Origin of the sequence: Burkholderia sp. R-40, from assembly GCF_049942845.1 — a bacterium.
Taxonomy (GTDB): domain Bacteria; phylum Pseudomonadota; class Gammaproteobacteria; order Burkholderiales; family Burkholderiaceae; genus Burkholderia; species Burkholderia ambifaria.
On record NZ_CP187968.1, the window covers coordinates 1,964,866 to 1,989,043 of the forward strand.

21 protein-coding genes are annotated in these 24,178 nt (G+C 66.5%); 7 read left to right on the top strand and 14 right to left on the bottom strand.

All coding sequences use genetic code 11. The annotated features are described in order from the left end of the window. Window positions 1-23: 23 nt before the first annotated feature. From ACP26O_RS25255 to ACP26O_RS25275, 5 genes are all read right to left on the bottom strand, one after another. Window positions 24-1,478: an efflux transporter outer membrane subunit gene (locus ACP26O_RS25255; protein WP_175659664.1), complete on the bottom strand. Its 1,455-nt coding sequence runs from the start codon at window positions 1,476-1,478 to the stop codon at window positions 24-26. A gap of 16 nt (window positions 1,479-1,494) precedes the next feature. Continuing rightward, entirely contained in the window at window positions 1,495-3,069 is a 1,575-nt protein-coding gene (locus ACP26O_RS25260; RefSeq protein ID WP_175663228.1) for a DHA2 family efflux MFS transporter permease subunit, read from the bottom strand. Window positions 3,070-3,082: 13 nt separating this feature from the next. Beyond that, window positions 3,083-4,174, bottom strand: a complete 1,092-nt coding sequence (locus ACP26O_RS25265; protein WP_175663227.1) for an HlyD family secretion protein — start codon at window positions 4,172-4,174, stop codon at window positions 3,083-3,085. A gap of 64 nt (window positions 4,175-4,238) precedes the next feature. After that, on the bottom strand, window positions 4,239-4,670 hold the full coding sequence (locus tag ACP26O_RS25270) for a MarR family winged helix-turn-helix transcriptional regulator (RefSeq protein ID WP_175663226.1): 432 nt from the start codon (window positions 4,668-4,670) through the stop codon (window positions 4,239-4,241). Between the two features lie 107 nt (window positions 4,671-4,777). Next, a complete protein-coding gene (locus ACP26O_RS25275; protein WP_175663225.1) occupies window positions 4,778-5,698 on the bottom strand; it encodes a LysR family transcriptional regulator in 921 nt (306 codons plus the stop codon). Between the two features lie 106 nt (window positions 5,699-5,804). Between ACP26O_RS25275 and ACP26O_RS25280 the strand changes: the two genes are divergently transcribed. The 3 genes from ACP26O_RS25280 (at window position 5,805) to ACP26O_RS25290 (ending at window position 7,989) form a co-directional block, all read left to right on the top strand. After that, window positions 5,805-6,233, top strand: coding sequence for a MarR family winged helix-turn-helix transcriptional regulator (locus ACP26O_RS25280; protein ID WP_126226683.1), 429 nt, complete (start codon window positions 5,805-5,807; stop codon window positions 6,231-6,233). 66 nt (window positions 6,234-6,299) lie between these two features. Then, entirely contained in the window at window positions 6,300-7,547 is a 1,248-nt protein-coding gene (locus ACP26O_RS25285) for an aconitase X (RefSeq protein WP_175663224.1), read from the top strand. Beyond that, window positions 7,540-7,989, top strand: a complete 450-nt coding sequence (locus ACP26O_RS25290; protein ID WP_175663223.1) for an aconitase X swivel domain-containing protein — start codon at window positions 7,540-7,542, stop codon at window positions 7,987-7,989. The genes ACP26O_RS25285 and ACP26O_RS25290 overlap by 8 nt, the downstream gene beginning before the upstream one ends. Before the next feature lie 9 nt (window positions 7,990-7,998). Here the strand turns inward: ACP26O_RS25290 and ACP26O_RS25295 are convergent, their stop codons facing one another. Next, complete coding sequence (locus tag ACP26O_RS25295; protein ID WP_175663222.1) at window positions 7,999-9,081, bottom strand: helix-turn-helix transcriptional regulator; 1,083 nt, start codon at window positions 9,079-9,081, stop codon at window positions 7,999-8,001. A 75-nt stretch (window positions 9,082-9,156) separates the two neighbouring features. Between ACP26O_RS25295 and ACP26O_RS25300 the strand changes: the two genes are divergently transcribed. Continuing rightward, the gene (locus ACP26O_RS25300; protein WP_175663221.1) at window positions 9,157-11,190 is read left to right on the top strand and encodes an NADPH-dependent 2,4-dienoyl-CoA reductase; all 2,034 of its coding nucleotides are present in this window, start codon (window positions 9,157-9,159) and stop codon (window positions 11,188-11,190) included. Between the two features lie 179 nt (window positions 11,191-11,369). Here the strand turns inward: ACP26O_RS25300 and ACP26O_RS25305 are convergent, their stop codons facing one another. Beyond that, entirely contained in the window at window positions 11,370-11,774 is a 405-nt protein-coding gene (locus tag ACP26O_RS25305) for a DUF2471 family protein (RefSeq protein WP_175663220.1), read from the bottom strand. A gap of 175 nt (window positions 11,775-11,949) precedes the next feature. Next, window positions 11,950-12,843, bottom strand: coding sequence for a LysR family transcriptional regulator (locus ACP26O_RS25310; protein WP_175655180.1), 894 nt, complete (start codon window positions 12,841-12,843; stop codon window positions 11,950-11,952). A gap of 86 nt (window positions 12,844-12,929) precedes the next feature. Here ACP26O_RS25310 and ACP26O_RS25315 point away from each other — a divergent pair, with 86 nt between their 5' ends. After that, a complete protein-coding gene (locus tag ACP26O_RS25315; RefSeq protein WP_175663219.1) occupies window positions 12,930-13,715 on the top strand; it encodes an NAD(P)H-dependent oxidoreductase in 786 nt (261 codons plus the stop codon). Between the two features lie 10 nt (window positions 13,716-13,725). Here the strand turns inward: ACP26O_RS25315 and tssE are convergent, their stop codons facing one another. From tssE to tssK, 6 genes are all read right to left on the bottom strand, one after another. Beyond that, window positions 13,726-14,148 (bottom strand): type VI secretion system baseplate subunit TssE, encoded by a 423-nt coding sequence (tssE, locus tag ACP26O_RS25320; RefSeq protein WP_175663218.1) that lies wholly within the window; start codon window positions 14,146-14,148, stop codon window positions 13,726-13,728. After that, on the bottom strand, window positions 14,145-16,853 hold the full coding sequence (gene tssH / locus ACP26O_RS25325; RefSeq protein ID WP_175663217.1) for a type VI secretion system ATPase TssH: 2,709 nt from the start codon (window positions 16,851-16,853) through the stop codon (window positions 14,145-14,147). Before tssH ends, tssE begins: the two co-directional genes overlap by 4 nt. Window positions 16,854-16,948: 95 nt before the next feature. After that, window positions 16,949-17,434 carry an Hcp family type VI secretion system effector gene (locus ACP26O_RS25330; protein ID WP_006750272.1) on the bottom strand — a complete coding sequence of 162 codons (486 nt, stop codon included), beginning with the start codon at window positions 17,432-17,434 and terminating at the stop codon, window positions 16,949-16,951. A 95-nt stretch (window positions 17,435-17,529) separates the two neighbouring features. Further along, on the bottom strand, window positions 17,530-19,293 hold the full coding sequence (locus tag ACP26O_RS25335; RefSeq protein ID WP_175663216.1) for an OmpA family protein: 1,764 nt from the start codon (window positions 19,291-19,293) through the stop codon (window positions 17,530-17,532). An 11-nt stretch (window positions 19,294-19,304) separates the two neighbouring features. Then, entirely contained in the window at window positions 19,305-20,060 is a 756-nt protein-coding gene (locus tag ACP26O_RS25340) for a DotU family type IV/VI secretion system protein (protein WP_244101277.1), read from the bottom strand. Next, window positions 20,060-21,409: a type VI secretion system baseplate subunit TssK gene (tssK, locus tag ACP26O_RS25345; protein WP_175663215.1), complete on the bottom strand. Its 1,350-nt coding sequence runs from the start codon at window positions 21,407-21,409 to the stop codon at window positions 20,060-20,062. Before tssK ends, ACP26O_RS25340 begins: the two co-directional genes overlap by 1 nt. A gap of 579 nt (window positions 21,410-21,988) precedes the next feature. Between tssK and tssB the strand changes: the two genes are divergently transcribed. Next, window positions 21,989-22,501 (top strand): type VI secretion system contractile sheath small subunit, encoded by a 513-nt coding sequence (tssB, locus tag ACP26O_RS25350; protein WP_006750268.1) that lies wholly within the window; start codon window positions 21,989-21,991, stop codon window positions 22,499-22,501. 73 nt (window positions 22,502-22,574) lie between these two features. Continuing rightward, window positions 22,575-24,125: a type VI secretion system contractile sheath large subunit gene (tssC, locus tag ACP26O_RS25355; protein ID WP_175663214.1), complete on the top strand. Its 1,551-nt coding sequence runs from the start codon at window positions 22,575-22,577 to the stop codon at window positions 24,123-24,125. Window positions 24,126-24,178: the final 53 nt, after the last annotated feature.

A 24,178-nucleotide genomic window follows, 5' to 3' on the forward strand; every position in this document is an offset into this window, starting at 1 on the left:
GAGGCGTTGCAGGGTGGCCGCGGTCAGTCCTTCGCGACCGTGGCCGCGACGGCCACCGCTTGCGTGTTCGTCCCGCCCGCCGCATCGTTCCTGCTCCACCCGCCGCCAAGCGACCGATACAACGCGACCGCGGCGAGCGCATGCTCGCGCCTCACCTGATTGAGCGCATCCGAGTCCCGCAGATAGACCTCCTGCGCGGACAGCACATCCAGAAAATCCGTCGCACCGCCCTTGTAGAGCTGATTCGCCAGGCCGAGCGCCTTGTCCGACGCCGACAGCGCACTGTCGAGCCGCCGTGCCGCTTCATCGCTGCTGACGAGGTTCGCGCGTGCATCCTCGACTTCCCGCAGCGCCTGCAGCATCGTCTGCCGCAAACCGAGTTCCGACTCGCGCATCCGGCTTTCGCTCTGCGTGATGTCGGCTGTGATCCGCCCCGCGTTGAAGATCGGGCTGGTCGCGCTCAACGCCGCGCTGAACAGGTTGTCGGTCAGCGTCGGCAACCCGAGGTACGACGCGGCAAGAATCCCGTCCGCCAGGTTCAGCGAGAACTTCGGATACCGCTCGGCCTTCGCGACACCGACCTGCGCCGCGCGCCGTTCGACCTGCGCGTAAGCGGTGAGCACGTCGGGCCGTCGCAGCAGCGCCTGCGACGGCAGCGTGGTGGGCGACCCGGCGGGCGGCGCGGGAATCGCGCCGGCCTGCGCGAGCACGAGCCGGTCGACCGATTCGGGCGTGCGGCCCGAATACACGGCGATCAGGTTGAGCTGATGCGCGATCTGCGCCTGCGTCGGCGGAATCCGCGCTTCGAGCGCATCGAGCTGGTTCTGCGCGCGCGTGACGTCGAGTTCCGTCGACAGCCCGAACGCCTGGCGCTTGCGCGTAAGCTCGAGCGCATGCCGGCGGATCGCCGCGTTGTCCTGCAGGATCTTCAGTTCCTGCTGCGCCCAGCGCAGGTCGACGTACGCGGACGCCGCATCGGCCGCGAGCGCGAGCCGCATCGCATCTTCCGCATGCTGTTGTCCGACCAGCTCGGCCTGGGCGGCCAGCAGGTCGAGCCGTTCCCCGCCGAACACGTCCGGCGACCAACTCAGCGCGAGCCCGATGCCGGCCTGCCGCACGTAGCCGAGCGGCGGCGGCGTGTTCTGGCGCGCGTCGGATGCACGCGCGGTCGCGTCGAGTTCGGGCAGCAGCGCCGCGCGCTTCTGCACGGTCAGCGCCTGCGCCTGCTTCACGCGCTCGGTGGCGGCCTGCAGATCGAGATTGCCGTCGAGCACGGTCGCGATCAGCCGGTCGAGCACGGGATCGTGGAAGCGCGCCCACCACGCGGCGGCATCGATGTCCGCGCGCGGCACGTCGATGTCCCACGCGGCGGGCGCGAGCGATTGAACGGAATCGTGCAGCGCGGGATGCTGCGCGGGCTGCACCGCGCAGCCGGCGGCGAACGCGCTGACGGCCAGCGCGACGAGTAGCTTTTTCATAACGATGACCTCTGCTTCAGTGCGCGTCCGGCGGCGGCGCGTTCAGGGTAATGGGACGGGAAAACGCGACGGCGATCAGCGCGACGATGAAGCACAGCGACAGCGCGTAGTACGCATCCGCGTAGGTGAGCGTCAGCGCTTCGCGATAGATCAGGCGGTGCAGGTTCGCGAGGCCGGCCTGCGCGGTATCGAGCGTGTTGCCTGCCACCGAGGTCCAGTACGCGGCCTGGCGATCGAGCAGCGACGCGATCTGCGGCTCGCCGGCGCTCACGTGCTCGTTCAGGCGCAGGTAGTGAAAGTTCAGCCGGTCGTTGAGCATCGTCGCGCTCACCGCGATGCCGATCGCACCACCGAGATTGCGCATCAGGTTGAACAGGCCGCTCGCCGATTTCAGCCGCGACTGAGGCAGCGAGCCCAGCGCCATCGTCACGATCGGCGGCACGCTGAACTGCTGGCCGATGCCGCGCAATGCCTGCGGCAGCAGCAGTTCGCGCCAGCCCCAGTCGTGCGTGATCGGCGTGTACAGGTAGCAGCCGAGGCCGAAGCAGATAAGCCCGAACACGAGCAGCGCGCGCATGCTGAAGTAGCGCGCGGCGAACGCATACGCGCAGAGCGCGAGCAGCTGGAACGCGCCGACCGACAGCAGCGCGATGCCGATCTGCAGCGAACTGAACGCGCGCACCTGCGACAGGAACAGCGGCGTGAGGAACACCGTCACGAAGATGCCGATGCCCGTCACGAACGACAGCAGGCTGCCGATCCCGAAGTTGCGCACGGCAAGCGCGCGCAGGTCGACGACCGGATCGTCCGCGGTCAGCGCGTGCACGATGAACAGGAAGCCGCAGATGCCGGAGATCCACGCGCAGATCACGATCGCGTCGTCGCTGAACCAGTTCTTGCGCGGGCCTTCCTCGAGCACGTATTCGAGGCAGCCGAGGAAGCCCGACATCAGCGCGATGCCGAGATAGTCGCCGCGCTTGAGCAGGCTCGGGTCGGGTTCGTCGATATGCACGTAGCGCGGCACCAGCACGGCCACGGCGATGCCCGGCACCAGGTTCAGGTAGAACAGCCAGTGCCACGACCATTGATCGGTGATCCAGCCGCCGATCACCGGCCCGATCGCCGGCGCGAGCGACGCGAGCGCGCCGATCGTCGTCGACGCAATCAGCCGCTGCCTGCCCGGGAACAGCACGAACGCGGTCGTGAACACGGTCGGGATCATCGCGGCGCCGAGCGCGCCCTGCAGCCCGCGAAACAGGATCATCGAGTTGATGTCCCACGCGAGCCCGCACAGCATGCTCGTGATCGTGAAGCCGACCGCCGACGCGACGAACAGCCAGCGCGTCGACATCACCTTCGACAGCCAGCCCGACATCGGGATCACGATGATCTCGGCGATCAGGTAGGCCGTCTGCACCCACGACAGCTCGTCCTGGCTGGCGGACAGGCCGCCGCCGATGTCGCGCAGCGACGACGCGACGATCTGGATGTCGAGCGTCGCCATGAAGAAGCCGACGCACATCAGCGCGAACGCGAAGACGCGCTGCTTCGTCGGTTGCGACGCGGGGTCGCCGGAAAACGCGGTGGTCATGGTCGGCTCCGGGTCAGTTCGCGTGGTCGGTGTGCACCGTCACGGCCGCGGACAGGCCGGGGCGCAGCACGTGCTCGAGGCCCGGCTGCGGATCGAGATGCACGCGCACCGGCACGCGCTGGACGATCTTCGTGAAGTTGCCGGTCGCGTTCTCGGGCGGCAGTACGCTGAAGGTCGCGCCGGTCGCGGGCGCGAGGCTGTCGACACGGCCGTGCAGGCGCGTGCTCGACGCATCGAGCGTGACGTCGACGCGATCGCCCGCGCGCATCTTGCGCAGCTGGTCTTCCTTGAAGTTCGCGTCGATCCACAGCCCCGACGCGGGCACGACCGTCAGCAGCGGCACGCCGACATTCGCGAGCATCCCGACGCGGCTCGTACGGTTGCCGACGTAGCCGTCGACCGGCGAGCGGATCGTCGTGTACTCGACGTTGAGCGCCGCGACGCGTTGCGCGGCGAGCGCCGTGTTCACGCGGGCCCGCGCATCGGCGAGCTGCGCGCCGAGCACGTCGAGCTGTCGCTTCGACGCGAGCAGCGCGGCGTCGCTGCGGGCGACGGCCGCATCCGCCTTCGAATAGTCGGCATCCGCGCGCTCGACGATCTGGTTCGACACCGCATCGGATTTGACGAGCTCGCGGTAGCGCACGCGGTCGGACGACGCACGCGTGAGCTCGGCCGACGACGCATTGCGGTCCGCCGCGTGCTGGCCGATCACCGCGTATTGCAGCTGCTGCTTCGATTCGAGTTCCGTCACTGCTGAGCGCGCGCTGTCGACTTCCGCGGCGGCCTGCGCGAGCTTCGCATCGTAGTCGCGCGCATCGAGCTGCACGAGCACGTCGCCGGCCTTCACGCGCTGGTTGTCGGTCACGAGGATCTTGTCGACGAAGCCGTTCACCTTCGGCGCGAGCACGGTGACGTCACCGCCGACATACGCATCGTCGGTGCTTTCCTGGAGGCGCAACACGAACAGCCAGTCGAGCGCGGCCGCGGCCACGACGACCACCACGGCGCCCACCGCGATACGCATCCACGGTACGCGGCGCTGCTGCTTCGCGGGCGGATCGATTGTGGCTGCTTCGCGGGAAGCAGCGGCTTGGGTCGTTTCCATCGAGTCACCTATGTATATGCACTTATCAAAACGATCGACGACGTTGCATCGATCGGGAAAGAGGCTAGCGCTCCGGCAGGTTGTGCGTGATCCGAAACAATTCGTCTCTGAGGCGGGCCGCCTGGGCCGACCCGAACCGCTGCTCGAACGCTTGCTGCGCGGCGAGCCAGTGCACATGCGCGTCGGCGATCCTGGCTTCGCCGTGCTCGGTCAGCGCGAACGTCTGGCGGCGGCAACGCGGCTCCATCCGGCCCGCCACGAGCGCCGCGCCGATCAGCGGCTTGAGCGCGCGCAGGAGCGCCGTGCGCTCGATCACCAGCACCGCCGACAGCGTCGCCATCGTCAGGCCCGGGCGCTCCCGCAGCAGCGCGAGAATGCTGTACTGCGACGGCGTGACGCCCGCCCGCGACAGATAGCGCTCGTAGAACTGCGAGATTCGCCGCGCGGCCTGCCGGATCGCGAAGCAATCGTCATCGGTGAGGGTGGTCGTGTGCATGTGCACATATTAGGTGGCGAGGCGGGCTGAAGCGAGCGGCGGCGCGGGATCAGATTGGTGTCGTGGCTGTACCAATCGGCGCCCGGACGGCGCGTTTTCGCGCCAAGTCAGGCGGCGGCCGGAACAATCCGGCCTTCGCGGTCGCAGTACGCGGCCGTGTAGTCGATGAACGCCTTGACCTTCGCGGGCAGCAGCGCGCGGTTCGCGTAAGCGAGCTTGATCTCCACGAACGCGTCGACCAGATCGGCGCCTTCGAGCAGCTGCACGAGCGCGCCCGACGCGAGTTCGGCCTCGACGAGCGTTCTCGGCACGACGCCGATGCCGAAGTCGTGCATCACCATTTCGCGGTTGAAGACGGGGCTGTTCGACGAGACGTCGAAGCTCAATGGCACGGTCAGCGTGTCGCCGTCGACGCGGAACGACAGCGCGGGGCGGCGCAGCGACGGCGACAGCGGCACGAACGCATGCTCGGCGAGCGCGGCCGGCGTCTCGGGGCGCGGATGCGCGCGCAGATACGCGGGCGTCGCGACGATCACCACCGGAATGCGTTCGACCAGGCGCACCACGGTCGTCTCGCTCGTCAGCATGTACGGCACGACGATGCCGATGTCGTAGCCTTCGCCGACGAGGTCGACCGGGCGCTCGGTCAGCGTGACGTCGAGGCGCACCTTCGGATGCGCGGCCTTGAAGCCGGCGATCAGCGGCACGAGCCGGTTCAGCGCGGCCGTCGTGTGCGCGACGAGCCGCAGCAGCCCCTCGGGTTCGCGCGTGTGCGACTGCGCCTGCGCTTCCAGCGAGTCGAGTTCGTCGAGCACGGCCGCGCAGCGCTCGTAGATGCGCTCGGCGGTTTCGGTCAGCGAGACCTGGCGCGTGGTCCGGTGCAGCAGGCGGCTGCCGAAGCGTGCCTCGAGATCCGCGACCGCCCGCGACACGACCGGCCGCGCGAGGCCGTGCATGTCGGCGGCGCGCGTGAAGCTGCGCATTTCCACCACCGACCGGAAGATCCGCAGCTTGTCGATGTAGTCCATGTTCGTCTCCTCGCGGCGATGGCGGCGCAGTGCAAGCGGCCGGCCCGGCCATGTTACGGCGGAGTGTACATTGACTTTATGCATATGCACATATAAATTGCCGATCATGAACGATATCCAGATCGCCCAGGCCTGCAATTGCCTCGCGCTGCGTCAGGCGGCGCGCTTCGTCACGCAACTCTACGAGCGGCATCTGGCCCCCGTCGGGGTCACGCCCGCGCAGTTCTCGATCATGGCGAACCTGTCGCGCCGGCCGGGCCTCGTGATGAGCGAGCTTGCCGATACGCTGGTGATGGACCGCACGACGCTGTTGCGCGCGCTCAAGCCGCTGCAGCGCGACGGCTTCGTCGCCGCGGCCGCGTCCGAGCATGACGCCCGCGCGCACGCGCTCAGCCTGACGAAGCTCGGCGAGCGCACCTATGCGCAGGCGAAAATCGCGTGGCAGGCCGCGCAGGACGAGTTCGACACGCAGTTCGGCCGCGACCGTGCCAAGGCGCTGCGCGACGAACTGTTCAGCCTGACGGCGCAGCGATAGCCGCAACGCGCGGTAGTATGACAAAAGCGATCCGGGCCCGCCGGACGAGACACGAGGAGCACCCCCATGCTGCAGTTGAGCGAGCGCGACGATGCGATGTTGCGCGGCGCATTCGGCGACGGCGTCGCGCGCGCGATGCGGATCGTCACGCGCACGGCCGAGGTCATGTCTGCGCCGCACCTGATCGACATCACGTCCGCGCATATCGACGGCTGCCTTTACCACGGCCAGACGAGCCTCGACTTCGTCGAGTATTTCGTCGACACCGGCGCGCAAGTTGCGGTGCCGACCACGCTGAACGTCGGGTCGCTCGACCTGATTCATCCCGAGCTGTATCACGGCGATCGCACGATCGAGCGCGACGCGCGGCGGCTGATGGAGGCGCACCTGCAGCTCGGCTGCGAATCGAGCTTCACGTGCGCGCCGTATCAGCTGAAGCATCGTCCGCGCGTGGGCGAGCAGATCGCGTGGGCCGAATCCAATGCAATCGTGTTCGCGAATTCGGTGCTCGGTGCGCGTACCAGCCGCTATGGCGACTTTCTCGATTTGGCCGCCGCGATCACCGGGCGTGCGCCGTATGCGGGCCTGCACGTCGAATCGAATCGCGCGGCGCGGATCGTATTCAACGCGCCGGACTTCGGTAACCGGCCGTCGCGCGATATCTATTTCGCGGCGCTCGGGTTGCTGATCGGCAGGATCGCGGGCGCGATCGTCCCCGCGATCGTCGGGCTGCCCGCGGACACCACCGAGGACGAACTCAAGGCGCTCGGCGCGGCCGCCGCATCGAGCGGGGCCGTCGCGCTGTTCCATGCGGTGGGCGTCACACCGGAGGCGCCGACGCTCGACGCCGCGTTGCACGGGCAGGCGGCGCAGCGAACGGTCGATGTCGCGATGGCCGACCTCGACGAGATCCGCCGCACGCTGAATCATGGCGCGGCCGGCGACGCGCTCGTCGCGGTCGCGCTCGGCACGCCGCATTTTTCGCTGGCCGAATTCCGCACGCTCGATGCGCTGCTCGATCAGTTCGACGGCAAGCCGAAGTGCGATTTCTACGTGAACACGAGCCGCTTCATCCTGTGGGAGCTGGGCGAGCTCGGGCTCGCCGGCAAATTCGATGCGCGCGGCGTCCAGATCGTCGTCGACACCTGCACGTACATCACGCCGGTGATGAAACAGCTGTCGGGCCTGGTGATGACCAACTCGGGGAAGTGGGCGTCGTATGCGCCCGCGAACATTGGCGTCACGGTCGCATACGGCAGCATGCGCGAGTGCGTGCGCTCCGCGTTCGAAGGAAAGGTGCGATTCGATGACTGATGCAACGACGGGGCAACTGACGGGCGACACGCTCGTGCCGGGCAGCGCATGCGCGAACACGATCGTGCTCGACAAGCCGCTCAGCTTCTGGGGCGGCTACGACTCGGGCGCGGGGCGAATCGTCGATCGCGGGCATCCGCAGGCCGGCGCGAGCCTGGCCGGCCGGATCATGGTGATGCCGCACGCGAAGGGTTCGAGTTCGAGCAGCAGCGTGCTCGCGGAAGCGGTGCGCAACGGCACGGGGCCGGTCGGGATCGTGCTGAAGGAGCGCGACCTGATCATCTCGATCGGCGCGATCGTGGCGGCGGAGCTCTATGCGATCGCGGTGCCGGTGGTCTGCGTGACGGACGATGTGTATGACGCGATTGTCGCGGCGACGGGCGAAGTGCGGATCGAGGCACACGAAGGCGATGGCGGCGCGCGGATCGACGTCGGCGGCTGACTTTCCGGCTTACTCGCGTGCCGGATTGCCGGCCGCGTCCCGGTATGCGCTTGGCGTCTGCCCGGCCCACCGTCGAAACGCCCGCGTGAAATTCGCCGGGTCGGTGAATTGCAGCCGCTCGGCGATCGTCTTCAGGTCGAGATCCGAGGCCGCGAGCAACTGCTTCGCATCGCGAAACCGCGCTTCGTCGAGCAGTTGCCGGTAGCTCGACCCGGCTTCCTCGAGCCGGCGCCGCAACGTGCGCGTCGACACGAGCAGCGCGTCGGCGAGCGCCTCCGGGCTCGAATAGTCGCCGGCCGTGCGCGCCAGTTCCGCGCGCACGCGCTCGACCAGATCGCCTTCCTCCTGACGCACCTGCGCATACTCGCGCTCGACCTGCACGAGTGCCTGCCGGTGTGCGACTTCGTCGGCGAGCGGTAGCGGCCAGTCGAGCACGTCGCGCGCGATCCACAGCGCATTCGCCGCGCAGCCGAATTCGACCGGCGGCAACTGGTCGCGATAACGCGCGAAATAGCCGGGCTCCGGCCACGCGAAGCGCAGCGCGATCGGCGGCGACGCGCGCCCGGACCATTGCGAGATATTTTGCGCGAGCCCGGTCAGCACGAACTCGAACATCACGTGATGCTGCAGCACGGGGCTCGCCTGCACGCCGTGCAGTTCGAGCGTTGCGCCGTGTTCGTCCTCCGCGTAGGTCAGACGATATTGGCGATTGCGCATCCGGAAGTAGCGCTGCGTGACCATCAGCGCGTCGCGGATGTCCAGCGCGGTCAGCGTCGCATAGCCGAGGAAGCCGTGCACGGTCGGCTTCAGCAGCAGCCCGAATGCGAGCCCGATGCCCGGATCGCCGCCGATCCCGATCGCATTCAGCACGAGCCGGCCCCATTGCGACGGCGCGACGCGTGCGTCCGGTTCGGCCAATACCGCGTCGCGCAGCCCGGTGCCGGCGCGCACCGCGGCCAGATCGACGCCGCGCGCGGCCAGCGCCTGCAGCAGCAGGCGCGGATAGGCGACCGGAATCGTCGGTCGGCGCAGCCCGAGGTGATCCTTGCGTGACGGGGAGGTCATGTCGATTTGGCCGGAAATGACAAGCATTATGGCTGTTTGCCCCCTCACGTTCAAGGCGGCGCGCGCCTACGATGACACCCATCGCTTACCGGCAGACTCATCATGACGACCCCCTTTCCGCACCTGCTCGCACCGCTCGATCTCGGCTTCACCACGCTGAAGAATCGCGTGCTGATGGGCTCGATGCACACGGGCCTCGAGGACAGCCGCAAGACGCTGCCGCGGCTCGCCGACTATTTCGCCGAACGGGCGCGCGGCGGCGTCGGCCTGATCGTGACCGGCGGCTTCGCGCCGAACGTGGCCGGCTGGACCAAGCCGTTCGGCGGCACGCTGATGACGTCCGCCGGCGCGCGGCGCCATCGCGTGATCACCGACGCCGTGCATGCGGACGACGGCAAGATCGCGCTGCAGATCCTGCATACCGGCCGCTACGGCTACCACCCGTTCGCGGTCGCGCCGTCGAAGATCAAGTCGCCGATCTCGCCGTTCGCGCCGCATGAACTCAGCGCGCGCGGCGTCGAGCGGCAGATCCGGGCGTTCGTCCGCTGCGCGCAGCTCGCGCGCGAGGCCGGCTACGACGGCGTCGAGATCATGGGCTCCGAGGGCTACCTGATCAACCAGTTCATCTCGATGCATACGAACAAGCGCGGCGACCAGTGGGGCGGCTCGTATGAAAACCGCATCCGCCTGCCGATCGAGATCATCGAGCGCACGCGCGAAGCGGTCGGGCGTGACTTCATCCTGATCTACCGGCTGTCGATGCTCGACCTGATTCCGGACGGCAGCGACTGGCGCGAGACCGTGCAGCTTGCGAAGGCCGTCGAGCGCGCGGGCGCGACCATCATCAACACGGGGATCGGCTGGCACGAGGCGCGCGTGCCGACGATCGCGACGTCGGTGCCGCGCGGCGCGTTCGCATGGGTGACCAGGAAGATGAAGGGCGAGGTCGGCATCCCGCTCGTGACGACCAACCGGATCAACCGGCCCGAAGTGGCCGAGCAGATTCTCGCGGACGGCTGCGCGGACATGGTGTCGATGGCGCGTCCGCTGCTCGCGGATGCCGAGTTCGTCGTCAAGGCCGCGCAGGGCCGCGCCGACGAGATCAACACCTGCATCGGCTGCAACCAGGCGTGTCTCGACCACGCGTTCAAGAACAAGATCGCGTCATGCCTGCTGAACCCGCGCGCCTGCCACGAGACGGAGCTGGTCTACGCGCGGGTGCAGCAGCCGAAGCGCATCGCGGTCGTCGGGGCAGGGCCGGCCGGGCTCGCATGCTCGACCGTGCTCGCGCAGCGCGGCCACCACGTCGACCTGTTCGACGCGGCCGCGGAGATCGGCGGCCAGTTCAACATGGCGAAGCGGATCCCGGGCAAGGAAGAGTTCGATGAAGCGCTGCGTTACTTCGGCCGCCAGGTCGAGCTGACCGGCGTGAACCTGCATCTGAACCGCCGCGTCGCCGCGAGCGACCTGATCGCGGGCGGCTATGACGAGATCGTGCTCGCCACCGGCGTCGCGCCGCGCGACCCGAAGATTCCCGGGCAAGACGGGCCGAACGTGCTCAGCTATATCGACGTGCTCGCCGGCAGGCAGCCGGTCGGCCGGCGTGTCGCGGTGATCGGCGCGGGCGGCATCGGCTTCGATGTCGCCGAGTATCTGGTGCAGGACGGCGCGTCGCCGACGCTCGATCTGGAAGAGTGGAAAGCGGAGTGGGGCGTGACCGATCCGGCCGCGACGCGCGGCGGCGTGACGCGTGCGCAGGTCGGGCCGCCCGCGCGCGAAGTGACGCTGCTGCAACGCAAGGCCGCGCCGCTCGGCAAGGGGCTCGGCAAGACGACCGGCTGGATTCACCGCGCGACGCTGAAGATGAAGCAGGTGAAGATGATCGGCGGCGTGAACTACGAACTGATCGATGCGCGCGGGTTGCACGTGTCGTACGGCGAACAGCGCACCGATCACGAACTGATCGAAGCCGACACGATCGTGCTGTGCGCGGGGCAGGAACCGCAGCGCGCGCTGCTGGTGCCGCTGCAGGCAGCCGGACGATCGGTGCATCTGATCGGCGGCGCGGAGCTTGCGGCCGAACTCGATGCGAAGCGTGCGATCGATCAGGGTTCGCGGCTTGCCGCGCGGCTGTGACGGGGAATCGTTTCGGGTGCCGGGGCGGTGTGCGTCGCGCGGCGGTGGTCTGCCTGCGCGACGGCTCGCGGTTTTCCGCTCCGTGATTCCACAGGGCGGTTGAGCACGTCGAATCGATGTGCCGCGTCACCACGCGACGGGATCCCCGCACACGGCCATCCGCCACCGGCCCGCGTGTGTCAGGCCGCTTCGACCCGTTCCTCCTCTTCCGCTTCCAGCATCGCCTTGACGATCAGGTAGACGGCCGGCAGGTCGTCGTCGTCGCGACGCCAGTCGACCGGCTCCTCGACGTCCGCCGCGACCAGCCGGCTGTCGCGCAGGCGGATGAACGCGTCGACGACGGTCGGATCGTTGCGGCTCAGGAAACCGGCGTTCGAGAACGCGAGTTCCTCGACGTTCAGCAGCGCCTGCCAGCTCATCGTGCGGACGGCGGCCGGATGCGTGCGTCGTCGCAGGCCGAGCGCGCGCTGCGCAGGGCCGCCGACGACACGCTGCAGATCGACGACCGCGCGCTGCGCGGCGCGCTCGAAGTGGCCAGGGTTGAAGCCGGGTTGCTCGGGATCGAATGCGGATGACTGGAACATGGTCGCCTCACAAAAGTCCGTCCGTCATGGGTGACGGAATTCGGGTCAAATGGTGCAAAAGCACTGTAAATATATACAGTGTTCGAGGCGGTTTCAAGTGCTGAATGAATACGCGTGTGCCGCGGCCCGTTTCGGACGAGGGGGAAGGTGCGGTTGCGTCCGTACCGCGAAAGATTCATACCGACGCGGCGATCGTCTCGCGCAGCCATCGATGCGCGGGATCGCGATGCACGCGCTCGTGCCACAGCATCGACATCTCGTAGCCGGGGACTTCGACCGGCGCTTCCACGACGCGTAATGCGGGTATGTTGCGGACCAGCCGCTCGGGCAGCATCGCGACGAGATCGGTGCTGGCGACGGCCGACATCACGAACAGGAAATGCGGAACCGACAGCACGACACGCCGCGCAGCGCCCGCTTTCGCGAGCGCGTCGTCCGTCACGCCGAAGAAGCCGCCGCCGTCGGGCGACACGATCACATGTTCCAGCGCGCCGAACTGCGCGAGCGTGGGGCGCCGCTTCAGCTTCGGATGACCGGCGCGACCGACGAGCACGTATCGCTCGACGAACAGCGGCAGGCGCCGCATGCCGTCCGGCGACCCTTCGCTCGTATGGAAGGCCAGGTCGATGCCGTTGCGCTCCGCGTCCTGCTCGATGCGCGGCGGCACGAGTTCGACGACGGCGAGCCGCGTAGCGGGGGCGGCCGAGCGCAGCGTGTTCAGCGCGGGCAGCACGATCGTCGATTCGCCGTAGTCGGTCGCGGCCACGCGCCACGTGTTCGTCGCGGTCGCCGGATCGAACGGCGTGGCCGTCAGCACCGCCCGCTCGAGCGCATCGAGCGCGTCCCGCAGCGGCTCGCGCAGCGTTTCGGCGCGGGCGGTCGGCCGCATCCCGCGCGGCCCCGGCAGCAGCAGCGGATCGCCGAACAGATCGCGCAGTTTCTGCAACTGCACGCTGACCGACGGCTGCGACATGTTCAGTTTTTCAGCCGCCCGCGTGACGTTGTGCTCGGCGAGCAGCACGTCGAGCGTGACCAGCAGGTTCAGGTCCAGTCGTCTGAGATTGTTCATGGCTATACCTGGGATATCGGGAATTCATTTCCAATATACCGTTGGCGACGGCATCCTGCAGTCATTCAATCAACGGAGTAGTGAACATGAATGTGCTGATCGTCTATGCCCATCCCGAACCGCGTTCGCTGAACGGCGCGTTGCGGGACTTCGCGGTCGAGTATCTCGAAGCAGCTGGCCATGCCGTGCAGGTTACCGATCTGTACGCGATGAACTGGAAGGCCGCGTTCGACGCGCATGACGTGACCGACCGTGCGCCCGACGCGCGCTTCGATCCCGCGCTCGATTCGAAGCGTGCGTTCGAGACGGGCACGCAGCGCGACGACATCGCGCGCGAACAGGACAAGCTGAAGTGGGCCGACGCGGTGATCCTGCAGTTTCCGCTGTGGTGGTTCTCGATGCCGGCGATCATGAAGGGCTGGGTCGAGCGGGTGTATGCGTACGGCTTCGCGTACGGTGTTGGCGAGCATTCCGACCAGCATTGGGGCGACCGTTACGGCGAGGGCTCGCTGGCGGGCAAGCGTGCGATGGTGATCGTCACGACGGGCGGTTGGGAGTCGCACTACAGCGCGCGCGGCATCAACGGGCCGATCGACGACGTGCTGTTTCCGATCCAGCACGGGATTTTGTATTACCCGGGGTTCGACGTGCTGCCGCCGTTCGTGATCTACCGGACGGGGCGGATGAACGACACGCGCTTCGAGGAAACGCGTGCGGCGCTCGGCAAGCGTCTCGACGAACTGTGGACCGCACGGCCGATTCCGTTCCGGCAGCAGAATGCGGGGGACTACGAGATTCCGGCGCTGACGCTGAAGGCCGGGATCGCGCCGGAGAAGGCGGGATTTGCCGCGCACCTCGCGCACGAGCAGTGACGGTGTGCGATCACGGCCGGTCGATGCGCCGCTCGATGCGCAGGCGGCCCGGCGGTTCGAAGTAGGTGCCGAAGCGCACGAGTCCCGTGTTCTTCAGGTGGCATGTCATTTCGAAGCTGACCAGGATGCCGGGATCGCGGTTGTCGACGATCGCGACGTCGATCGAACGGATGCGCGGCTCGTACTTCAGTAGCGTGGCTTCCATCTGCTGCTTGAGCAGATGCGCCGACGCGGGCAATGCCTTGTAGATGTTCGTGAGGTCGGGCAATCCGTAGTCGGGCAGGTGCTTGAGCGCACCGGCCCGCGTATTGAGAATGCGGCGCACGTTCTGCTGCACGCTCAGGCATTCGAGCGTCCGGTCGTCGTAGGCGCCGATCGGCTCGCCGCCGATCTGGCCGAGCAGCATGTCGTAGAGGGAGGGGCCGGCGGTCATCGGTGGTTCGGTTGCTCGATGCGGTTATCGGTCGTGGCCGGGGCGTCGACGAAATCGATCGTCAACGCACCTTCAACGCCGGTCGACAGCACGATGTGTCGCGGCGTGACACCCGTTGCCATCCGGCCAAGCAGCTCACGGGACACGACGGGCAGTACACGCTGGTTCAGGAATGCATCGACACCGCGTGCGCCGGATTCCCGTGACACGCAGTGCTGCGCGATCGATTCGATCAGATCGTCGTCGCAAGTGAGCGTGACGGCGTGTTGCCGATGCAGGCGTTCGGCAATCTTGTCCAGTTTGATCCGTACGATCGATGCAAGCGACGCGATATCGAGCGGCCGATAGACGAGCGTCTGAAAGCGTGCGAGCAGCGCCGGCTGAAAATGCGCGACCAGCTGCGGATGAATGGCTTCACGCAACGCGACCTGAGTGATCGACGCGTTCTCGGCCGTCGCGTCGTCTATCTGCGCACTGCCGAGATTGGACGTCATCACGATCACGCAGTTGCGGAAATCGATCTCGCGCCCTTCGCCGTCGCGCATCGTGCCGCGATCGAACACCTGATAGAAAATATCGAGCACGTCGCGATGCGCCTTCTCCACTTCGTCCAGCAGCACGACGCTGTACGGACGCTGACGCACGGCTTCGGTCAGCACGCCGCCGCGTCCGTAACCGACATAGCCGGGTGGCGAACCCTTGAGCTGCGATACCGTGTGCGCTTCCTGGTACTCCGACAGATTGATCGTCGTCAGCGCCGCGGTGCCGCCGAACAGCACGTCGGCGAGCGCGAGCGCCGTCTCGGTCTTGCCGACGCCGGACGGCCCGGTGAGCAGGAATACGCCGAGCGGCGCGTGCTCGCTTTTCAGGCCGGCCTTGGCGGTGCGCAGGCTCTCCGCCAATGCACCGATCGCATCGTCCTGTCCGACCACGCGTGTCGCGAGCGTGGACTCGAGCGCGAGCAGGCTCCGCAGTTCGTCCTCGACGAGATTGCCGACCGGTACGCCCGTCCATTCGGCGACGACGCGCGCGATCGATTGTGCGTCGACGTCGGGCGAGATCATCGGAGACTTTCCTTGAGCGCTCGCCAGTGCGTCGATCGCCTTGATCACGTCCGCCGGATCAGGCGCGGGGTCGGCCGCACCACGAAGCGTGCGCACTGCATCGACGAGTTCGCGCTCGCGTGCGTATTGACCGAGCAGCGTGTCGGCGGTGTCGCGCATCGCGTCGTGCTCCGTATCGATCGCGACACGGCGTTCCGCGATGCCGGCGATGCCTGCGCGGGCGTCCGCATCGAGCGCCGCGCGTTCCAGCTCGAGCGCCGCCAGCGCGGCATGCGCCTGTTGCAGTTCCGCCGGCAGGACGTCGAGTGCCATCCGCACGCGCGCGGCTGCCGTATCGATCAGATCCACGGCCTTGTCCGGCAACTGGCGCGCCGGAATGTAGCGGCGCGACAGGCGGACGGCCGCGACGATCGCCTCGTCGCGGATGTGAACATCGTGATGGGCCGCATAGCGGCTGGCGAGCCCGCGCAGCATCAGGCAGGCGGCTTCGTCGTCCGGCTCGTCGACCTTGACGACCTGGAAGCGCCGTTCGAGCGCCGCATCGCGTTCGAAGTATTGCTTGTATTCGGCCCACGTGGTGGCCGCGATCGTGCGCAACTCGCCGCGTGCGAGCGCCGGCTTGAGCAGGTTGGCGGCATCGGCGGCGCCTGCCGCGTTACCGGCACCGATCAACGTGTGCGCCTCGTCGATGAACAGCAGGATCGGTGTCGTCGAAGCTCGCACCTCGTCGATCACGTTCTTCAGCCGTTGCTCGAATTCGCCCTTTACGCCGGCGCCGGCCTGCAGCAAGCCGAGATCGAGCGTCAGGATGCGTGTGCCGCGAATCGTTTCCGGCACGCCGCCGTCGATCACGCGCAAGGCGAGCCCTTCGACAAGCGCGGTCTTGCCGACGCCCGGTTCGCCAACCAGGATCGGATTGTTCTTGCGGCGGCGCGCGAGCACGTCGATCATCTGCCGGATTTCGCGGTCGCGTCCGAAGACGGGGTCGATCTCGCCGCGGCGCGCCTTTTCGGTGATGTCGAGGGTGAAGCGCGCGAGTGCGTCGTGCTCGATCGCGCGCGGGGGGGCAGGTTGCGCCGCGGCGGCCGATGTCGGCGTTCCAGCTACGGGTAGATCGCCGGTGGAGTCGGATTCGCGTGCCGAGACGGGTTCATCAACCGCGTTTTCGCACGAGCGCCGCCCGAGCCGGGGCAGCACGCGACGAATCTGTGCGCTGGAGACGGACAGCAGCGGCCACGCACGCTGGGTGCGCAGCACATGAGGGGCGTCGACGATCGCTTGCAGCAGGTGCCCGGAACGAATCGAGTCGTCGGGATCGTCGGCCGTCGCATGCGCCCACGCATCCTCCAGCACCGTGGCGAGTTGCCGCGACAGCGCCGGCATGCCGCGCAACGTGCGTGGCATGCGCTCGATCACGTCGATCATCGCATCCCACACGGCGTCGATGTCGAGGTCGTAGTGGCGCAGCAGCGCGGGAATGTCGCCGTCGTCGGCTTCGATCAGCTTCAGCACCCAGTGCTCGACCGCGATTTCGTCCGCGAGCCGGGTCTGGCACAGATTCGCCGCGGCTTCGAGTGCGCGCGTGCAGTGAGGATTGAGGCGGCGAATGAGATGGGAAGCATCCCGGAGCGGCGGCGTCATGTCGGTATCGGATCAGGAAGGGAGAAGGGGGGGCGCCCCTGAGGAGCGGAATCCCGCCGCGCAAGCGCGACGGATTCCGCCAGGCGGTCAGTCCATCAGGAACGTTCGTTCCAGGTGTCCTTGTGGATGATGTTGCCGTCCTTGTACGACCACGTGATCGTCTCGTAACGCAGTTCCACGTCTTCGAGATGGTTGTGCTTCTCGTAGTCGGGGTTCTTGATGTCGAGCATCTTCGGCTTCACCGCGACGATCTTCACGTTGTCGAGCTTCGTGTTGAAGTATTCCTTTTCCTTGCCTGCGTCGTCGATCCGATACCACTTGATCTCGACCGACTTCAGCGTCTGGCCGCTCGTCACGGCCTTGTACAGGTACGGCGTCGACGCGTCGGTCTCCTTCGTCAGCGTGATCGGCTTGTGCACGCGCGTGCCGGTCAGCTTGCCCGTATTGCCGTCGGTCGGAATGTGCACGCCATGATCGAACGCGACCAGTTCGACGCTACCCTCGCGATCCTGGACGGTTACCGAACCCTTGATGTCCGCGCCACCGTCGTCCTTGAGCCACATGTAGGCCGGAATTGCCATTTTGTTCACTCCTTCTTCTTCGTACTGCGAATCGCCGGAACCGGATTCCGGCGCTGATAACCCCGGGGCGACTGCCCCGGGAACCCAAACGCGTGTTACCTCGCGGCGCCGGTCGGGACGGCAGGCACCGGTGTATCGGGCACGAGCGTGATCTCGACCCGACGATTCTTCGCCCGCCCTTCCGGCGTGGCGTTGTCCGCGACCGGCCGCGTATCGCCGTAGCCCTGGATCGCGAACCGTGTCGGCGGGATACCGGACGCTTCGACGAGCCAGTCGCGCACGGCCGACGCGCGATCGATCGACAGCTTCAGATTGCGATCGGGCCGACCCTGATCGTCCGCATAGCCGGCGACGAGCACGCGTTTGCCCGGATGGGCCTTGATCAGTTCGAGCGCATCGACCATCGCGCGCGTGGTGCCCGTTCGGAGCCTTGCCTTGCCGCTGTCGAATAGCGACATGCTGTCCAGCGTGACGACGGCGGGCGGCGGCGGGGGCGGTTCGTACGACGCGATTGCGTCGTTGAGGACGGGCAGCAGCGGTGCGCCGCGATAGGTGCCGAACGACAGCCGGAGCGGCACGCCGACCCGTGCGTACCGGTCGAGCTGATCGCGATCCGACGCAAGGACGCGGAGCGCGTCGCGTTTGGCCGCGTCGTGGGTGGCGGGAATACGGTTGTAGTGTTGAAGGTGCTCGCCGATGCGGGTCATCAACGCCTCGTTGTTCTTTGCGGCGCCGCAGATGGCGGCGATTGCGGCGCAGGCGACGATCGCAACGACGTGCGCGGCGGCGGTGATGCGCGGCGACCGCCACGTGCGGCGCGGCATCGCGTCGATCAACGGTTGCGGCAATGGCCACGGCGTCGGCGACGCAGGCAGTGTGGCCGGGGCGATACCTGTCAGGCTGCGGACTTCACGTTCCCACGGTTTGCCGGGGGCGCTCGCCGGGCCATGATCGATCCAGCCGGCGCCGAACAACGGCCACGGCGATGCGGGCTGGCGTCGATCGGTCAGCGTGTCGAACACGACGCGTCGGGTCCATCCGATCATCGATGCGACGCCGGCGGCGCGTGCCGCGACCGCGGGGCTGCCGTCGGCATGGAGCGCATCCGACTCGGCTGCTTCGATCGTGGTGTCGAAGCGATGCGTGTTGACGATGGCCGAGCCGGTCGACATGCCATACCACCGGGCCGCCGATTCGACGGCCGGCGTCGTCGCCGCGGCATTTGCGTTCGAGAGCCGCTGATAGAGAGCGACATAGCCCGGCAGCGACGTGCCGAGCATGCGGGACGCATCGGCCACGGCTTGCCGGATCACGCGCAGCGACTGCGACAGCGTGTCGTCGTTCGCATGAAGGCCCGGCGCGACCGCCAGCACGACACAATCCGGCGCATGACCGTCCCGCCACTGGCGGACCGCGACGGCGAGCCGGGGAAGATCCTGAGGCCGGTCGGCTCGCAACCAGATCGCGCCGTCGCCGACATGCACGAAACGCGACATGGCCGTATCGCGATCGAACAACGCGGACAGACCGTCGCCGGTGACGAGAGCGAGCGGCATTCTCGTGCGCAGCGCGACCGGCAGGTCGGCGGTCGCCGCGCCCAGTTGCGCAATCACCTGAACGTTTTGTTCGCGGGCGCGCGTCAATTCGCGCGAATGCAACCAGACGATCAGCGCGGAAAGCGCGACGACGAGCGCTACCCATCCCCACATGACGCCGCGCTCGACGGGTACAACCCACCCGACGACAGTCAGTGCCAGTGCCGCGGACAGCGTCACGACCGTCCGGACCGGATAGCCCAGGCCCGACAACGCCGCGCGTGCCGCATTGGAATCGGCGCGGGTTGCTGCCGTAGGGAGCATGGTGCCCGAACTCACGGCCGTTTCGCTTGCTGGACGAGTTGGGCCAGTTCGGCATCGAGGATCCGATCCCACGCGAACCAGACGAGTATCGCGATGACGCATGCCGCGCCCGCGATCATCCATGGCGACACATGCCTGAGCCGGTCGAGCAGTCGCGTGTTGGAGCGATCGGTGACGAATCCCGGGCGGACCGCCGGCCGCAATTGATCGATCTGCGCAACCAGCGCGGCGATCAGTGCCTGACGTTTCGCCTCACCGTCATGGGTGCCCGCGGACGACCCCGAGCGAGCGGCATACCGGCCACGGAATCCCAGGCCGAGAACGGCCGCATAGCATTCGAGCAGGTCGACGTTCGGCACAGGCTCGCGCATCCGGTAGTCGAGCCGCTCGTAGATGCGCGTGCCTGCATCGTGCGTGCCGAATCGCTCGACCTGTAGCGGCGTGGATTCCCACTTCGCCTTGGCGGAAGCCGGCAGGTGTCGCAGTGCGGCTTCGTCGATCAGCCCGCACTGGGCGATGATCGCGTCGTCCCGTACGTCCGCGGCAATGCCTTGCGCATCGAGCGCGGTCGCGAACTGCGCGACCAGCAGGCGACACTGCTCACGCAGGCTTGCGGCGTTGTCGACTTCGCCGCCGTTCGACAGTTGACTGACGAGCAATGCGGTATCGCGCAACAGCGCGCGCATCGAGGCTCGCTGTGCATGACCGGAAGATGGATCGTGTGCAAGCAGCGCGGTTTCGTGACGCATGGAGGCGACGGCATTCATCAGCGCAGCACCGCATAAAGTTCGAGCGACGCGTCTGGAATCGACGCGGGCAGATAGATCTGGCAAGCGCGCGCGGCGAGCATCCGCGCATGCGCGGCGTCGTGCGCATCGAGCGCGAAATAGTGGTTGTCCAGCCGGACCGGTATGGCGCCGGGCACCCGCTGCACGGCTTTGAGCGGAATTCCCGCCACCGCGGAATTGACGATGTGCTCGACGTCGTCCGGTGCGCCGATCTTGCAGAGGCGCGGAAACTGTTCGACCAGCTCGAACGCCGGCAACGCGGCATTGACGGACAGATACCAGTCCGCGGCATCTTCGACGATGCGTTCGTCGCGGAACTGACCGACCCAGGTCGTCGGCGTCGTATGCGAGAGCCCGATCGAGACGACGCGTGACGGAATGATCGCGTCGAGCAGATCGCGGATCAGCGATTCGAGCGCGGCGAACACGTCATGGGCGCTCGCGTGGTCGTAGGGCGGAATGTCGGTCAGCGACACGCGCGTCGAGAACGTGATCAGCGAGCCGGCCAGTTGGGCGAGCACCTGGTACAGGCGATCGGTCGGCTGCGCCGGGTGCGACGCGAGGAAGCGCAGTTGCGGCCACGCCTGGTGAATGCAATGCAGGAGCCAGAACAGCTGGACGTCGGCGACGCCATACTCGGCCACCTGCTCGATGCGCTCGCTGCGGCGCGCACCGAGGAGCGCGCTTTTGGCGGCGAGGATGTCGGCGATCCGCCGAATACGCTCGATATGCAGCGTGTGCCCGGATAGCGCGAGACAAGGCGGCACGTATCGGCGATCGACCTGGAACTGCCCGCTCGTCGTGCGCGTCAGGCGTGCGATCGCGCATGCCGTGTCGTCGGCGTGCGATTCGAAGCCGAACAGCAACCGGACGGCGTGACGCTCGGCGGCAATTTCGGTTTCGGCCGAGCCGTTCAGGTCCGTCACCTTGACGAACTCGCGATACGCGCGACGCGGGCGGGCCAGCGCCGTTTCGTCGAAACGGCAGTTGCTGCCGTTCGCGTCCGGTAGCGCGAGCGCAGCGAGTACGTCGATGGTCTGGGCATCGGCGGGAATTTCGCCGACGAGGTCGCGCGCCGGCGGCAATGCGTCGGCGACGGTCGTGTCGATCGGCGTGCCGTCAGGGAAGCGCAATTGCAGCCGCGCGAGCTTCAGGCGGCCGGAGGACAGTGCCTCCTCGTCGATGTCGACGTTCAGCGTTCCCCATGGCGATACGGCGACAGCCGACGCCAGTTGTTGCAGCGCGAACCCGTTCCAGCGCTCCTGCTGCTGGAAATGCTGCTGCGTAAGAATCAGCCCTTCATGCCAGAGCGGTTTGTCGATCCGCATGGTGTGGTCAATACCGATGTAGGAATTATGAGGCGCCGATTCTATACATCGTTTTCTGATTTCGTATACCCCGTTTTATTCGAATTTGTTGAGAAGTGTCTCGAATAAATTGAGATAAATGGGGTGTTTATTTTGAGATTTATTGGGTGCGGGGTGTTTCGTCGGTGCGAGCGGTGTCGAGTGGGGTTTTTATTGAGATCTTGGGTTCCGCGTGTTTTGTGGAAATGGCATAAAAATCAAGTGGTTGTGAGATTTTTGTGAATTTGTTTGATAGTGGTTTATGGGCGGTCGCGTGGAATTAGGACGACATGTCTGGAATGCATCGTGGAATCGGACTAGTCTCATTTGCAAAAGACATCGTGTCGTTAATTTTCAATTTTCCGTGTTTCGGGTTTACTCGCTGACAAAGAGCGTGATATTTTCTGCCGCCTGAGTCGGATATCGGGCCGCGAATATCCGGATGGGCCGTTCGTCGATGCACGTTGCGGGGTTGGCATGGGCGGTACGGACGGCGATGCACCCATGACTTGCGGGTGCGTGTCGCGGAGTCTTCAAGCTTCCTGAGATAAGGAGAACGAATTGGATAGCTTTCAGCGAGAGATCCCGAAGAGCCGGGTGTCGATCACGCTTGACCTGCATACGGGTGGAGCGCAGAAGAAGGTCGAGTTGCCCCTGAAGCTGCTGGTCGCCGGCGACTTCAGTGCCGGCCGTGAGCAGGCGCCGCTTGCCGAGCGCAAGAAGGTGAACATCGACAAGAACAACTTCGATGCCGTGCTGGCCGACTATGCGCCGGATCTCAGGATCGCCGCGGACAACACGCTGGCCGGCGACGGTTCGGAACTGCCCGTCAACCTGTCGTTCCGCTCGATCAAGGATTTCGCGCCCGAGCAGGTCGCGCGCCAGATTCCCGAGCTGCAGGCGCTCCTCGCGATGCGCAATCTGCTGCGCGACCTGAAATCGAACCTGCTCGACAACGGCACGTTCCGTCGCGAGTTCGAGAAGGTGCTGAAGGACGATCGCCTGTCCGCGAAGCTGCGCGGCGAACTCGCGCAGATCGCGACCGCCGCGACGCAGCCGGAAGGGCATGCGTGAAACGCGCTGGGCAAAACGCGCGTTCAGCGCATTCCGCAACATCGTAGCGATTCGATCGCAGACAGGACACGCCATGAAATCCACTGAAACGCAGCACGCCGGCGCGAGCGAGACCGTCGTGCTGGATGCCCCGCACGGGGATATCGACAGCGTCTATGCGTCGCTGTGCAGCAAGATCAACCTGAAGCCCGTCAGCGAAGCGCGCCCGCTCGAGGCGTTCCGCGACAACGACATGCTGTCCGAGGCGTCGGCCGACGAGCGCATCGCGCGCGGGATGGGCGCATTCCTCGAACTCGTCGCTAACGCGAGCCAGCCGGTGGACCGCCTCGACAAGTCGCTGCTCGATTTCCATATCGGCCAGATCGACCGGCAGATCAGCCGCCAGCTCGACGCCGTGATGCATACGCAGGAATTCCAGGCGCTCGAGGCACGCTGGCGCGGCCTGAAGATGCTCGTGAGCCGCACCGATTTCCGCAAGAACGCACGCATCGAAGTGCTCGACGTGTCGAAGGACGCGCTGCAGCGCGACTTCGAGGATACGCCGGAACTGATCCAGAGCGGCCTGTATCGCCTGACGTACATCGAGGAATACGACACGCCGGGCGGCCAGCCGATCAGCGCGATGATCAGCGACTTCGAGTTCGCGAATTCGCCGATGGACGTCGCACTGCTGCGCAACATCTCGAAGGTGGCGGCCGCCGCGCACATGCCGTTCATCGGCTCGGTCGGGCCGGCGTTCTTCGGCAAGCAGTCGATGGAGGAAGTCGCCGCGATCCAGGATATCGGCAACTATTTCGATCGCGCCGAGTACATCAAGTGGAAGAGCTTCCGCGATACCGACGATGCACGTTACGTCGGCTTGACGATGCCGCGCGTGCTCGGCCGTTTGCCGTACGGCAAGGACACGACGCCGGTGCGCGCATTCAACTACGAGGAGGCCGTCAAGGGCCCCGACCACGACAAGTACCTGTGGATGAATGCGTCGTTCGCGTTCGCCGCGAACATGGTGCGCAGCTTCGTGAGCAATGGCTGGTGCGTCCAGATTCGCGGCCCGCAGGCGGGCGGCAAGGTCGAGGATCTCCCGGTTCACCTGTACGACCTCGGCACCGGCCACCAGCCGAAGATCCCGACCGAGGTGCTGATCCCCGAAACGCGCGAATTCGAGTTCGCGAATCTCGGCTTCATTCCGCTGTCGTTCTACAAGAACCACGACTTCGCGTGCTTCTTCTCCGCGAACTCGGCGCAGAAGCCCGCGCTGTACGAGACCCGGGAAGCGACCGCGAACAGCCGTATCAACGCACGGCTGCCGTACATCTTCCTGCTGTCGCGCATCGCGCACTACCTGAAGCTGATCCAGCGGGAGAACATCGGCACGACCAAGGATCGACGTCTGCTCGAGCTCGAGTTGAACAACTGGATCAAGGGGCTCGTGACCGAGATGAAGGATCCGGGTGACGAACTGCAGGCGTCGCATCCGTTGCGCGAGGCGAAGGTCACGGTCGAGGACATCGAGGACAACCCGGGCTTCTTCCGGATCAAGCTGTTCATCGTCCCGCACTTCCAGGTCGAAGGGATGGATATCGGGCTGTCGCTCGTGTCGCAAATGCCGAAGTCCAAGAACTGATCTGACGTTAGTCGCAGTGGCGCCGGGGTGGACAGGGGCACCCCGGCGTGCCG